This window comes from Acinetobacter sp. YH12023, assembly GCF_013420135.1.
GTDB classification, from domain to species: Bacteria; Pseudomonadota; Gammaproteobacteria; order Pseudomonadales; family Moraxellaceae; genus Acinetobacter; species Acinetobacter amyesii.
Map to the genome: position 1 here is coordinate 51,513 of NZ_VOYU01000007.1, position 12,981 is coordinate 64,493.

Genomic DNA, 12,981 nt, shown 5'->3' on the forward strand with positions numbered 1-12,981 from the left:
TTATTTATCCCAATAAATAAATGACTAAATGAATAAGCGATGGCCCAAGCAATACCATAAATACTCCAGCAAGTACCATGCTCAAGCAGGCTGCAACACCTTCTTCTATATGACGTGATAATGCTTTACTTGTACCAAATCCGTGTGCAGCATTGCCAAGAGCCGCACCTTGTGCAAAGCGTGAATGCAATTTAAGCCCAGCCAAAACTAGGTCAGCCATAGCCACGCCGGCAATCCCAGTAATCATGGTAAATAGAATCACCAATTCTACTGAACCTCCAATATTCGAGGTAAGTTCCATGGCAAAGGGCGTAGAAATGGAACGTGCCATTAAGCTATAAGACGTTTCTTGGTCAAACTGAAACAACTGTGCCAAATAAAAAGCACTAATAATCCCAGCTAACATGCCAATCACGATGCCCAAACTAATGCTCAGCGCATGCTGACGGATAATTTGCCGATATTCATAGATGGGAATAGCAAAGGCCACAGTGGCAGGGCCGAGCATCCATACAATCCATTGGCTTTCTTGCATATAGGTGTCATATGAAATATGAAAGCAAAGCATGAGTATAATCAGCACAAACGGGACGAATAGTGCAGGGGAAAGAACCATATACGGTAACTTACGATGTAGTTTTTTCGCCAAAACATAACCGATAAGGGTCAGGACGAAAAACAATACAGAGATGCTGTTCAACCCAAAATCGTTCATAAGGTTTTTCCTGCTGTGTTGACATCATGATCTGTCGCAGTTTGGTGTTTCGCTTTAATTTTTGCCTCGAGTTTAAAGCCCCAATAAACCGTAAATGCTGTAAACACCATGACACAGACAGTACCCAGTACCACGGCTAAAATTAACTGCCAGCCAGAGCTGAGTAATAAATCTTGATATTTAATTAATCCAACTACACAGGGGATAAAGAATAGAACCAGTTCAGCCAAAATAAAATCTGAGCCTTGTTTGACCCACTGCATTTTAAATAAACCACTCAACAATGCAGCTAATAGCAGCAATAAACCAATCACGCCAGCAGAGATCGGCAAGTTAAACCATGATTGAATGCAAGAGCCGATCCACCAGATCAATATCAATAAACTTAGCTGGGCTAAGGTCTTGAGAAACTGTGTAAATTTGGAAGTAGATTGTGGAAGCGTATCCATGAGACGACAGCAGAATAGGAGATGACGCTATTTTAAAAGTGCATACCCTGTATAATTATGAATAATTAATTATTAATTATGCTTAAATGGAATAATAATGGACATTAAAAGCTTAAAAGTCTTTGTGACCATCGTGCAAAAACAGAGTTTCAGTCATGCAGCTGAAGCGCTTTTTGTCACTCAGCCGACCATTAGTAAATTAATTCGTCAGTTAGAAGACGAGATCGGCGTACCCTTATTTCATAAAGGAGAAGCAGGTCGAAAAAGGGAAGCACAGCTCACCTATATGGGAGAGCAGATTTATCAGCATGCTTTGGTGATATTGAATGAACAACAACGGATGCTTGATACAGTCACCCAAGTTCGTGCCTTAAAACAAGGTAAATTGACTCTAGGTTTACCGCCATTGGCATCGGTGATGTTTAGTCAGTTAATCGCGCTGTTTCATAAAAAATACCCGAATATTGAATTGAGCTTTTTTGAGGTAGGGGCAACAGGTATTGAAAATGCCATTTTAAAAAAACAGGTCGATGTCGGGATCATTTTAGGTCACTTGAAACCGGTGTTAAGTGGTATTCCAGTGATGGAGTCACCTTTATGTTTATTATCTAAAAAAAACTCACAGTGGCGTAAGCGAAAAAACGTTTCGTTGATTGAATTAAAAGAAGAATCCTTTTTATTGTATGACGATACCTTCACACTCAATGACATCATTATACAGGCGGCAAATTACGTCGGATTTGAGCCCAATGTAGTGTGTAAAAGTAGCCAGTGGGACTTCATCGCCAAAATGGTAGATTCAAATGTCGGGATTGCACTCCTGCCTAAAATTTATTGTGAACAACTTGATGCGGCAAAATACCATATGGCTGAATTAGAAAATCCAAACCTAGACTGGAAACTCAGTATGGCCTGGAATACCACTGTTGCCATGAGTCCCGCAACGCGTGCATGGCTAGAAATAATTGAGGACAATAAAGACAAAATACATTTTTAGTTCATTTACAGATCAATAGATAAAATGAATGCGTTGAAACGATGGTGGATTTTACGATTTGTACAACAAAGATTATTGAAAAGGATTTTGCAAAATCAACAGGCATGAATTAAATTGGGTGTCGGTCGTTATTTTTGATGGTTCATAAAATGAAATGGGATGAAATAGGTCAACAACCGTGTTCAATCGCTCGTGCACTTTCAGTGCTAGGGGATCGTTGGACGATGTTGATTATCCGTAATGCATTTATGGGCATTCGACGTTTTGATGACTTTCAACAAAATCTCGGTGTGACGCGTCATGTGTTATCTGACCGATTAAAGCGTTTGGTTGAAGAAGGTATTTTAACCAAAGTTGCTTATGTCGAGCGTCAGGAACGTTTTGAATATCGACTGACTCAAAAAGGCTTAGACTTGTATCCAATCCTTCTAGCCATGACCCATTGGGCCGATCAATATATGGATCAGGGCTTAGGATCACCTGTTGAATATGTGCATCAGGCATGTGGGCAAAAATTTAAACCGGTTTTGGTGTGCTCATGTTGTGCTGAACCAATCCAAGCCAAACAGGTCAAACCGATATTTACCCAAGCCTATTACATTGCTCTAAATCAATTAAAACCTGCCTAAGCTGTTTTATGACTTTCTTCAAGATGCTGATTTGCATCTATTTAGTTAAAATAGCCTAAGCGGTATTTAGATTGCTTTAAAATCACAAACAATTTGCAGGTTTAGGGATGCCCGCTAAACGACTTAAATGTCGAGCAACCAAACCCGTATTAAATTTGTCCTGTAACACTGCATTATTAATATCAGCGCTCACCGTTTTCATTAAAAATTTAATGAGTGGGCGAGTTGCCGGCGAGTGACCAAACTGTTGATAAAACTGTCGCACAGCTTGTAAAACTTCAAAATGCCATGGGCTTAACTCAAGATCTAAACTTTTAGCCAATTCTTGGGCAACAGTTTCATTCCAAATAGTGTAATCCACCAAATGGCCATCTTGGTCTAATTCAAGATTCATATTCATTCCAAAAGAGAAGATTGTAGACATGGATCGCTTTTACTCAAATTATTTGAGTGAAATACATCTTTTAAATCTAAGGCATAGATCAGCAAAAGCGGCATAGTCGATTACTTTCATATGACTATAATTCATACTTTTACCTAAAATTTCAGCATCATTTTCAAGTACATAACATGTGCCAAATTGCTGAGTTTGTTCATCTGCAATATGTAAGACTGCTTCACCCATCAAGATGATCGCATCTTCAGGGTTGATTAAACTGGCTAACTGCTGGATGTGCTGTAGGGTATTGGCATAGCTGGCTTGGACTAAATACAGCGTAGAATTTGACATCATCATTCCTCTTTTACCAATACAGCACATGATCAAATTGTTGAATTAATTCAGTATTGAATTGAACAAATTCAAGTTCTTGTTCACTGTTGATCACAAATGGATGCTGTGAATTTTTTTGTTCAATATAAACCGGGGTGAGATCGTAAAACTCAAAGCTATCAACCATGTTGGATGCGAGTTTAAATGCATGCTTGAGTTGACTAAACTCTTGTTCTGCTTGAAGTAAGCTCAGCGCAGCATCGTTGAGCAACACTTTAACGTCACAGCCGAAGGTTGCAAGCACCATGGTCGCAGAAAGACTTTCATGTACTTGTAAGCTTGCAAGATTTGCATGGGTTAAAACAACCAGTACAGATTTCACGTAATTTTCCTTTTCAATGCTACAAATGCGCGGCAATAAAAATTTTTAGAATTGCAATAAACGGTCAGCAGTTTGTACGGCATCGGCAAGTTCGCCTAGGCCCACAAGTTCAAATTGTTCAGCTAGATTATGTTGCTGAATATTATGACGCTGAGCATTTTCCTGATCTGTGATCCCACGTGCGAGCGCTGCACTTACACAAACAGGTAAACGAATGCCGAGTTTTTGCCATTCACTACTGAGTTTGCGTTGATCATCTGGCACCCATTGCAGGGCATTTGCGACATTTACACCATCTTGATAGAAAAAAACTCGAAAGTTTTCGCCTTTTTGCTTCAGCGCTTGGGCAAGACCCAAAGCATGCCAAGCCAATATCGAAGTGGGTGAGGAGGTAATTAGTAATAGAGTACTCATCGAAATTCACTAAATGAATAAACGGTCTAGATCGACAGTTTGTTCTGAGTTCAGAAGAAAAAGCTAGTATACAATGATTTACTCAATGATCTGAATATTTGCAAAGTTTTGCTTATTTAGGCAGCGAAGTCATTGCCAATTTTTCTTCAAATATAACTTTTGGTTTATTTTGGATTCAGCCTCGAGCCATCACTTTTTCATAAGTAAACTGTGCGGTTACATACTGAAAAATCTTTATATGAATAAAACGCAATTTTTGATTTTACAGAGTGCTATGATCTTTTCATTTTTTAAACCATCTCATGAATATAGAGAAATTTAATTTAAGTTTATTTAATTCAATCAATGCATCGGACAATGCTTTAGATTTCACTATTTCTTTTGCCATATTTATAGCCAATGATCTATTTTATATCGTGATTCTTTTGATGTTTTTGGCTTGGTTTAAAGGCAGTTTTGACACCAAAAAACAAATCGTTAAAGCCACTGTGTTTACTATCGTCGCATTTCTAATCAGCCAAGTGATTTCAAGTTTCTTTTACTATCCTAGACCCTTTGTCTTGGACGTTGGACGCACGATTATAGAACATTCACCGAATGGATCATTCCCGAGTGATCACATGCTGTTTTTTAGTACGATTGCATTTTCTTATATTTTTGCAAAGCAAAAAGCTGTCGGCTATGTATTTCTAGCTTTCGCTTTTCTTGTGGCGTGGTCGAGAGTCTATTTGGGTGTGCATTATCCAAAGGATATGGCAGGCGCGTTGATCATTGCTGTTTTGCTTAATTTTGTTGGACTGTCTTTATGGCGAAAATATGGGTCATATTTGGTGAGCCTGATCTTAAAAGTTTACGAGTTCCTATTCTCAGCCATGATTAAAAAAGGCTATATCCGCTAAATTAAGTTTGCTAGATATTTGCGATTACAAACTTTTGCTGCTGCAATAGTTACATTGCCAACATCCTGCTTCTCCACCTCAAAAATAGTCAGACTGCTCAATTCTATTTGCTCATTCGATCAAGATCATTTCTAATATTTTGTTGCTGTCTAACATGCTTCGCAATGTAACTATTATTAAATATCTTCTTCAAAAACCCTTCAACTCAAATGCCACGAATAATTGTGATGTCTTCAAATTGGATCGCTAGCGAGGTCATTTGTCGTAAATCAAATACAGTTAATATCCATAACTGCAACACAGTCAAAATTCTAAAGCAGTAAGATAAAACTAGAATGCTCTTGCAGATTATTCGGCTCATGAAAAATGCTGAGGCGAAGTTTCAAAATTTAGATCTGTAGATAAGTTGGTGACGACACCAAGATGATGCCAAAGATTTGTAAAAGCTTGATAACTATAAGGAGTATCTAAACAATGATTTTAGTGACTGGTGGTTTAGGCTTTATAGGCTCACATATAGCCTTGAGTTTAATGGCTCAAGGTCAAGAAGTCATTATTGTGGATAATTTATCCAATGCAAATTTACAAACACTTGAACGACTTGAATTTATTTCAGGCATGTATGTGCCTTTTGTCAAACTCGATATTCGCAATACTCCCGCACTCAATAAAGTATTTGAACAATATACCGTCGATGCTGTCATTCATACGGCAGGCTTTAAGTCATTGGAAGAATCCGTCCTTAAACCACTTGAATATTATAATGATAATGTCAGTTGTATCATGAGTTTGCTGCGTGCCATGCAGCGAACAGGTGTACGAACACTGATCCATCTATCAAGTTTAGCGGTATATGGTCAGTCGTCGGCAGAATTAACAGAAGACACAGAAATCAATTTTACCTATCCAAATCCCTATGTGAAATCTCAACAGATGGTGGAAGAAATTATACGGGATACTGCACGTACGGATAATGAGTGGAAAATTGCGATTTTGCGTTTAGGAAACGTCGCAGGTGCTTTCGAGCATGCAGTTTTAGGTGAGTTTGTAGCGCCATTGCCAAAAAATATCGTGCCACTAGCGATGCAAGTTGGGGCTTTACAACGAGATTTTATCGAACTTCGCAAACAAGCTAAAACTGAAGATGGTACTGTGGAAAGGAGTTTCTTGCATGTACTCGACTGCTGTAAGGCGGTGTGGCAATGTTTGCAATGGTTGTCGCAGCAACAATTTACTTGCGAGGCCTTTAATATTTCAGGTGAATTGGTTTCGATACAGCAACTGTTGGATACGCTTTCAGAAGTGACACAGGCGGAGATTAAGACGGTCGAATCTAGTTTTTACCCAAGCCATGAATATGACCAGCTTGGGGCAAGTACACAGAAAGCGAAAAGTACTTTTGGTTGGCAGCCTGAACAAGATTTAAAGAAAATGCTAGAAGATGAATGGCGTTTCTATCAACAAACATTAAGAGGTAATTAACTCGTCTTGTATTGGGTGAATTTAATCATTGTGCATGATTTTCTTTATAAAATCACGATAAAGATTATCTAAACCACTTATAAATGATAATGGTTATTATTTACAAGTCTAGGAAAGTTACCTAAACTGTATTTATCAGCAGAATTTGATTCTGCATAGACGTTGAAGTTTATAGATAAGGATATGAGGTCATTTATGCAAACACGTATTGAACATGACACAATGGGCGATGTTGAAGTACCTAGCGATGCGATGTGGGGTGCACAAACACAGCGTAGTTTGCAAAACTTTAAAATTGGTAGTGAACGTTTACCACGTCCAATGATTCGTGCAATGGGTCTCGTTAAAAAATCAGCAGCGATTACTAACGCAGCATTGGGTCAAATCCCTCAGGAACTTTCTGGTTATATCGTCAATGCAGCCGAAGAAGTGATCTCAGGTCAATGGGATGCACAATTCCCACTGGTAGTTTGGCAAACGGGTTCAGGTACGCAAAGTAACATGAACTGTAATGAGGTAATTGCCAATATTGCCAATCAAAAACTGGGTAATCCGTTGGGCTCACAAAAACCTGTCCATCCAAATGATCATGTCAATCGTGCGCAATCGACCAACGATTCATTCCCAACCGCAATTCATGTGGCTGCAAGTCTACAAATCAATGAGCTTTTAATTCCTGCAGTAACAAAACTGCGTAATACCTTAGAAGCTAAATCTAACGATTTTAAAGATATTGTTAAAATTGGCCGTACACATTTACAGGATGCAACGCCTTTAACATTAGGCCAAGAGTTTAGCGGCTATGTTTCACAGCTCGATCATGGTTTGAAGCGTTTAAATCAAGCTTTAGAAGGGCTGTATGAATTACCACTAGGCGGAACAGCGGTGGGTACAGGTCTCAACGCACATCCTGAATATGCTGTAAAAGCAGCAGCAGAACTTGCGAAACAAACGGGTCTGCCATTTGTAACTGCGCCCAATAAATTTGAAGCACTTGCAGGACGTGATGCAGCTGTATTTGCGTCGGGTGCGTTAAAAACACTCGCTGCAAGTTTAAATAAAATCGCTAATGATGTGCGTTGGTTAGCCAGTGGCCCACGCTGTGGTTTTGGTGAGCTACGCATTCCAGAAAATGAGCCAGGCTCAAGCATCATGCCAGGTAAGGTCAATCCAACTCAAAGTGAAGCCATGACAATGGTGGTTGCTCAAGTACTTGGAAATGACACAACCATTAATGTTGCCGGTGCATCGGGTAACTTTGAATTAAACGTGTTTATGCCTGTTATTGCCTTTAACATATTGCAATCTATTCAACTCCTCGGCGATGCATGTAATAGCTTTAATGACCACTGTGCAGTAGGCATTGAGCCAAACCGTGAAAAAATCGATCATTTCTTACATGATTCATTAATGTTAGTTACGGCACTCAATCCTGTAATTGGTTATGAAAATGCTGCGAAAGTTGCTAAAACTGCATATAAAGAAGGTAAAACTCTAAAGCAAGTTGCGGTAGAACTCGGTTTAGTCACTGCAGAGCAATTTGATGAAGTGGTTCGTCCTGAGCAAATGGTTTCACCCAATACCAAATAAATTGGTTTGAGATCATTCATCTAGAGTGTTTGAAAATAAAAAGAGGGGCTGATTCATATTCAGCCTCTCTTTTTATTGGATAACTTTTTAATTCTTTTTATCGCTGAATACTGGCTAACACATATTTTTTTGAATCATACATCTTGAAATGTATGTATATAAACAGGACTGTTTATTAAAAATAGGGCAACGAACAGAATGAAGAAAGGCCTGATGATGAAGCGAGTAATTCATTGGATTGGGCTTTGAATTCATTGGCACACTTGTTAAAATGCCTTTCTTTTTCTGTTTTCGTTGCTATTTGACATTTGTTTGAATAAATATTTGCAAGACAGTGTTTTATTTAAGGATTTCCCCCAATGCTCACCATCTATTTGACAGATGTCCAAAAGAACGTTCAATTTAAAGACTATCCGGGCGAGCATCCTGTTAAATTTGTTTTGAATTTTAAAAAGATTTTCCCAAGTGTTATGGAGCTTTTGCTACCAGTTTTGCCTGAAAATGAAAATCTAGAAGAAATGAGCTGGGAATCAACAACGACAGATTTTGAAAAATTTAAATTGCTACTCAATGGTTGGGGCGTAATTGAACTACGTTTGAATGCTATTGCCCAATATAAAGACCGTGCTTATGCAGATAACTTGGTAAAAAAAGCACAGCAAAAGCGCAAAGAATATAAAAAAGCACAGTCAAAATTACAAACTGTTGAACTAGATTATCTATTCATGCACGAAGTTCATGGTTTGATTGATGCAGAGTTGGTTGAGTTAGGTGAAAAATTCTATCTACCGACGTTACGTGAGCTTTGGAAAAACCAAGTGTCAGCGAATGTGCTAGAAGCAAAATTCTAAACTTCATAAAGTTTTAGTCGAAAAATCCTCCGCTTAGGAGGTTTTTTTATATGTACAGTAGAACTTCAGATTTACTTCGACAAGTGACTGTTTCATAGTGACCCATCAAGTAACTGAAGCATTCCAACATTTGGAAAGTCGCGATAGTTATCATTCCAAATGTTTCTGACTCATCTGCACATTTTATTTTAAAGGACCAATTTATATGTCAAATCAGTTTATTGACCTGATAAGCAAACGTCGTACTATTTATGCTATTGGGGACAATGTAAGCCTAAGCACAGAATATTTAACTGATTTGATCCAAACAGCGATTAAACAAAGCCCGTCTTCATTTAACTCACAATCTTCTCGTGCTGTTATTTTATTTAATGGTGAAAGCGAAAAATTTTGGGGCTTAGTCGCTGACAAATTAAAATCTTATGCAAAAGATGAAGAAAGTGCTGCGAAGACCACGGCTAAAATGGCAAGTTTTGCAGCGGGTTTAGGTACGGTTTTGTTCTTTGAAGATTTGGATGTGGTGGGTGGTCTACAAGCACAGTTTCCGTCTTATGCAGAAAACTTTCCAATTTGGGCAGAACACTCAACTGCCATTGCCCAATTTGCAACTTGGACAGCGTTGCACACCGAAGGTTTAGGCGCATCACTACAGCATTACAACCCAATTGTGGATGAACAAGTGCATGCTGAATGGGACATTCCTGCGCATTGGAAACTTCGTGCTCAATTGGTTTTTGGTTCAGTGGAAGGTGAAGCGAAAGAAAAAGGCTATATGGATGATGCCGCTCGTTTTAAAGTCTTCCAATAATTGCAACGTATAGCACTCAATTTTGATAAAAAAGGAACGAAAAATAAGTTCCTCTTTTTATAGCAGTTTTTATTTAAATAGAAAGGGTTGGACAAGATTTTCATCCGTGAAAACCTTGTCCAGATTAGCCCATTGAGGACTGAGCTAAATGGGTGACTAGAACCAACTTTCTTGCATGTTGAGGCAAGTATCATCAAGTTCTAGCAATAACTTGGCTTGGTGCTCTATTTCAGGTAATTCCCAGCGGATAAAATATTGCGCGGCTTGTAATTTACCGGCTAAGAATTGTTGATCTTCAGCTAAATCTGAATGTTCAAATTTCACAAGGGCTTGATTGGCCATTTCAAGCCATAGCCATGAAATGATGACTTTGCCCATCATGTCTAGATACAAGGCAGAATTACCCAGCGCCTGATCGACACGACCTTGTGCGAGGACTTGTCCCAAACTTTGTGTGGTTTTCTTCACGGTGTTTAAATGCCCTGAAAAAATCGCTGCAAACGCTTCCGTTTTTGGATGTTGAGCTTGATCAATTGTATTTTGCATACGTTGTAATAACAGCATCAAACCTTTGCTGTTGTGCTGCCAAAGCTTACGACCCAACAAATCCAAAGACTGAATGCCAAATGTGCCTTCATGGATCGGATTTAAGCGGTTGTCGCGATAACATTGTTCAAGCGGATACTCACGGGTATAGCCCGCACCACCTAAAACTTGGATGGCTAAATCATTGGCTTTTGGACCATAGGCAGAAGGGAATGATTTGACGACAGGGATAATTAAGTCTAATAACAGCGCACTATCTTCATTGTTAGCGGCTTGATGTTCATCAATTAATCGTGCAGCAAATAAACATAACGCAAGTGCGCCTTCTACATAGGATTTTTGTGCCAAAAGCATCCGTTTAACATCTGTATGTTGAATGATATTGACAGGTTTAGCGGCAGGATTTTTATCTGATACTATTCGACCTTGTGGGCGGTTTTTTGCATATTCGAGTGACTCTAAATAGCCACGGTATCCAATCATGGCTGCACCTAAGCCGACACCGACTCGTGCTTCATTCATCATCTTAAACATATATTTAAGACCAGCACCTGCTTCACCAATCAGATAGCCTGTACATTCGTCTTTTTCACCAAAGCTCAGCACAGTCGATGTTGTACCTCGGTAGCCCATTTTATGTAATAAGCCGGCCAGTTGAACGTCATTGGCGCCTGCAAGTGAACCATCACTCAGGGTTTTAAACTTCGGAACAATAAACAGAGATATACCTTTCACGCCCTGAGGTGCATCTTGGATGCGAGCAAGGACCAAATGCACGATATTTTCAGTGATGTCTTGGTCACCCCCTGAAATAAACATCTTTTGGCCTTTGATGAGGTATGTTCCATCGACTTGCGGTATGGCTTTTGTGGTCAAATCACCTAAAGATGAACCCACATCAGGTTCAGTCATGACCATCGTTCCTGCAAAGCGACCACTAAACATATGCGGTACAAACATAGCTTTTTGTTCAATCGTACCGAAAGCTTGAATTACATTTGCAGCCGCAGCGGTTAGAAATGAATAAGCTACTGATGAAGGATTTGCTGACATGAAATAGGCATTTGCAGCCATATTGATCAAAGTCGGTAGTTGCATACCGCCTGCATCATAATCATGCTGCGCACAAAGCAGGCCGGCATCTGCAAATTGTTTCCATGCCGTTTTGACTTCAGCAATGGTTTTAACCTGTTGACCATCAAAGGTTGGTTCGTTTTGATCGGCTGTTGCGTTATGGGGGGCAAAAAAGTCTTGAGCAATACCTTGTGCAGTTTCTAGGATGCTTTTGAAGGTTTCAGCATCATGCTCAGCAAAACGTGGGTAATGCGTTAAGTCTTGCGCTTTAAACACGTCAAATAGCAAAAAATTTAAATCTTTGTCATTGATTAACTGCGCCATTGATCAATCTCTAATCGGGTCGAATTTTATGGCTTAAGCCTAGCAGTTGATTTTTAGATATAGAATTGTCAATAATGACACTTAATAAGTCAAAAATGACATTTTGATAATTTGAAATTTAAATGAAGAAAATCATAATTTTAGCATTTGATGGTGCTTTGGCTTCTGCGATTACAGGGGTTGTTGATCTATTTGCAATGGCGGGAGTCAGTTGGAACCGGATTCAAAAACAAAATGTGCAGCGGCTATTTCAGGTTAAAATTGCCTCACAACATGGTCAAGCAGTGCAATGTATCAATGGCATCAAGCTTTATGCAGATTTAGCATTTTCTGAAATAACAGATGCAGATATCATCATTGTTCCAACGATAGGCGCGCCGATCTTAGATGTTTTAGCGCAAAATTCAGCACTAATCGAATTATTAAAAACTCGTCAATTACAAAGCGGACTGATCGCAGGAAATTGTACGGGTAATTTTTTTCTGGCAGAAGCAGGGCTTTTAGATGGTAAGCAGGCAACGACGCATTGGGGCTTTCAGCAAATGTTTCGTGAACGCTATCCTTTGGTGAAACTGAATGCAGATCAGCTCATTAGCCATGATCAAAATATTTACTGTGCTGGAGGTGGCTTAGCATGGTTTGATTTGGGACTGCACCTGATAGAACGTTTTTATGGTTTTGAAACGGCAATCCACACGGCAAAATCATTTGTATTGGATTATCGTCGTGATAGTCAGTTGTCCTATTCTTTATTGAAAATATCTAAACCGCATCAGGATGGTTTGGTGCAAAAAGTTCAAGATTGGTTAGAACAGCATTATCATGAAAATATTGTCTTAGATGAACTTGCGGCGCAGTTTAATGTGACAACGAGGACATTGATTCGACATTTTAAAGCGGCTTTGGATATTCCTCCCAATCAATACTTACAATCAATACGGATTGAAGCTGCACGAAAGCGTTTAGAAGAAACGGGACATGCTTTAGATCTGATTATGCGAGATGTTGGCTATAGTGACCCAAGCTCATTTCGACGGTTATTTCAAAAAAAAACGGGGCTGAGCCCCTTAGAATATCGTCGACGTTTCAGCCGACGATTTGATGTTTAG

Annotated in this window: 15 protein-coding genes; 8 read left to right on the forward strand and 7 right to left on the reverse strand. The window is 39.2% G+C overall.

Annotated features, from left to right (window positions below; genetic code table 11):
• Nucleotides 1–4 precede the first annotated feature (4 nt).
• The gene (locus FTT92_RS09140) at nt 5–715 is read right to left on the reverse strand and encodes an LrgB family protein (RefSeq protein WP_180171937.1); all 711 of its coding nucleotides are present in this window, start codon (nt 713–715) and stop codon (nt 5–7) included.
• On the reverse strand, nt 712–1,164 hold the full coding sequence (locus FTT92_RS09145) for a CidA/LrgA family protein (protein ID WP_180115562.1): 453 nt from the start codon (nt 1,162–1,164) through the stop codon (nt 712–714). The genes FTT92_RS09140 and FTT92_RS09145 overlap by 4 nt, the downstream gene beginning before the upstream one ends.
• Nucleotides 1,165–1,261: 97 nt before the next feature.
• On the opposite strand from FTT92_RS09145, the gene FTT92_RS09150 reads away from it, so the two are divergent.
• Together FTT92_RS09150 and FTT92_RS09155 are read left to right on the forward strand one after the other, a co-directional pair.
• Complete coding sequence (locus tag FTT92_RS09150) at nt 1,262–2,161, forward strand: LysR family transcriptional regulator (RefSeq protein WP_180078900.1); 900 nt, start codon at nt 1,262–1,264, stop codon at nt 2,159–2,161.
• A gap of 149 nt (nt 2,162–2,310) precedes the next feature.
• Complete coding sequence (locus tag FTT92_RS09155; protein WP_180171938.1) at nt 2,311–2,790, forward strand: helix-turn-helix domain-containing protein; 480 nt, start codon at nt 2,311–2,313, stop codon at nt 2,788–2,790.
• Nucleotides 2,791–2,872: 82 nt separating this feature from the next.
• Here FTT92_RS09155 and FTT92_RS09160 read toward each other — a convergent pair whose 3' ends face one another.
• The 4 genes from FTT92_RS09160 to tusD are packed head-to-tail and all read right to left on the reverse strand — an operon-like array spanning nt 2,873 to nt 4,298.
• On the reverse strand, nt 2,873–3,184 hold the full coding sequence (locus tag FTT92_RS09160) for a TusE/DsrC/DsvC family sulfur relay protein (RefSeq protein ID WP_168378648.1): 312 nt from the start codon (nt 3,182–3,184) through the stop codon (nt 2,873–2,875).
• Nucleotides 3,185–3,232: 48 nt separating this feature from the next.
• The gene (locus FTT92_RS09165; protein WP_180171939.1) at nt 3,233–3,520 is read right to left on the reverse strand and encodes a DsrH/TusB family sulfur metabolism protein; all 288 of its coding nucleotides are present in this window, start codon (nt 3,518–3,520) and stop codon (nt 3,233–3,235) included.
• Nucleotides 3,521–3,533: 13 nt separating this feature from the next.
• A complete protein-coding gene (locus FTT92_RS09170; RefSeq protein WP_180171940.1) occupies nt 3,534–3,884 on the reverse strand; it encodes a hypothetical protein in 351 nt (116 codons plus the stop codon).
• A gap of 45 nt (nt 3,885–3,929) precedes the next feature.
• Nucleotides 3,930–4,298, reverse strand: coding sequence for a sulfurtransferase complex subunit TusD (gene tusD, locus FTT92_RS09175; protein WP_180054849.1), 369 nt, complete (start codon nt 4,296–4,298; stop codon nt 3,930–3,932).
• Between the two features lie 302 nt (nt 4,299–4,600).
• On the opposite strand from tusD, the gene FTT92_RS09180 reads away from it, so the two are divergent.
• From FTT92_RS09180 to FTT92_RS09200, 5 genes are all read left to right on the forward strand, one after another.
• Entirely contained in the window at nt 4,601–5,197 is a 597-nt protein-coding gene (locus tag FTT92_RS09180; RefSeq protein ID WP_180171941.1) for a phosphatase PAP2 family protein, read from the forward strand.
• 474 nt (nt 5,198–5,671) lie between these two features.
• Nucleotides 5,672–6,679, forward strand: coding sequence for an SDR family NAD(P)-dependent oxidoreductase (locus tag FTT92_RS09185; RefSeq protein ID WP_180171942.1), 1,008 nt, complete (start codon nt 5,672–5,674; stop codon nt 6,677–6,679).
• A gap of 195 nt (nt 6,680–6,874) precedes the next feature.
• On the forward strand, nt 6,875–8,269 hold the full coding sequence (fumC, locus tag FTT92_RS09190) for a class II fumarate hydratase (RefSeq protein ID WP_180171943.1): 1,395 nt from the start codon (nt 6,875–6,877) through the stop codon (nt 8,267–8,269).
• Nucleotides 8,270–8,628: 359 nt separating this feature from the next.
• Complete coding sequence (locus FTT92_RS09195; RefSeq protein WP_180171944.1) at nt 8,629–9,120, forward strand: hypothetical protein; 492 nt, start codon at nt 8,629–8,631, stop codon at nt 9,118–9,120.
• A 205-nt stretch (nt 9,121–9,325) separates the two neighbouring features.
• Nucleotides 9,326–9,928 (forward strand): nitroreductase family protein, encoded by a 603-nt coding sequence (locus FTT92_RS09200; protein ID WP_180171945.1) that lies wholly within the window; start codon nt 9,326–9,328, stop codon nt 9,926–9,928.
• A 156-nt stretch (nt 9,929–10,084) separates the two neighbouring features.
• Here the strand turns inward: FTT92_RS09200 and FTT92_RS09205 are convergent, their stop codons facing one another.
• Nucleotides 10,085–11,872, reverse strand: a complete 1,788-nt coding sequence (locus FTT92_RS09205) for an acyl-CoA dehydrogenase (protein WP_180171946.1) — start codon at nt 11,870–11,872, stop codon at nt 10,085–10,087.
• Between the two features lie 122 nt (nt 11,873–11,994).
• Between FTT92_RS09205 and FTT92_RS09210 the strand changes: the two genes are divergently transcribed.
• Entirely contained in the window at nt 11,995–12,981 is a 987-nt protein-coding gene (locus FTT92_RS09210) for a GlxA family transcriptional regulator (protein WP_180171947.1), read from the forward strand.

Excerpts from the sequence above, each read along its gene's own strand:
- FTT92_RS09160 (WP_168378648.1), bottom strand. The coding sequence starts at position 3,184 with ATGAATCTTGAATTAGACCAAGATGGCCATTTGGTGGATTACACTATT.
- FTT92_RS09185 (WP_180171942.1), top strand. The coding sequence starts at position 5,672 with ATGATTTTAGTGACTGGTGGTTTAGGCTTTATAGGCTCACATATAGCC.
- tusD (WP_180054849.1), bottom strand. The coding sequence starts at position 4,298 with ATGAGTACTCTATTACTAATTACCTCCTCACCCACTTCGATATTGGCT.
- FTT92_RS09155 (WP_180171938.1), top strand. The coding sequence starts at position 2,311 with ATGAAATGGGATGAAATAGGTCAACAACCGTGTTCAATCGCTCGTGCA.
- FTT92_RS09145 (WP_180115562.1), bottom strand. The coding sequence starts at position 1,164 with ATGGATACGCTTCCACAATCTACTTCCAAATTTACACAGTTTCTCAAG.
- FTT92_RS09195 (WP_180171944.1), top strand. The coding sequence starts at position 8,629 with ATGCTCACCATCTATTTGACAGATGTCCAAAAGAACGTTCAATTTAAA.
- FTT92_RS09210 (WP_180171947.1), top strand. The coding sequence starts at position 11,995 with ATGAAGAAAATCATAATTTTAGCATTTGATGGTGCTTTGGCTTCTGCG.
- fumC (WP_180171943.1), top strand. The coding sequence starts at position 6,875 with ATGCAAACACGTATTGAACATGACACAATGGGCGATGTTGAAGTACCT.
- FTT92_RS09140 (WP_180171937.1), bottom strand. The coding sequence starts at position 715 with ATGAACGATTTTGGGTTGAACAGCATCTCTGTATTGTTTTTCGTCCTG.
- FTT92_RS09150 (WP_180078900.1), top strand. The coding sequence starts at position 1,262 with ATGGACATTAAAAGCTTAAAAGTCTTTGTGACCATCGTGCAAAAACAG.
- FTT92_RS09200 (WP_180171945.1), top strand. The coding sequence starts at position 9,326 with ATGTCAAATCAGTTTATTGACCTGATAAGCAAACGTCGTACTATTTAT.
- FTT92_RS09165 (WP_180171939.1), bottom strand. The coding sequence starts at position 3,520 with ATGTCAAATTCTACGCTGTATTTAGTCCAAGCCAGCTATGCCAATACC.
- FTT92_RS09180 (WP_180171941.1), top strand. The coding sequence starts at position 4,601 with ATGAATATAGAGAAATTTAATTTAAGTTTATTTAATTCAATCAATGCA.
- FTT92_RS09205 (WP_180171946.1), bottom strand. The coding sequence starts at position 11,872 with ATGGCGCAGTTAATCAATGACAAAGATTTAAATTTTTTGCTATTTGAC.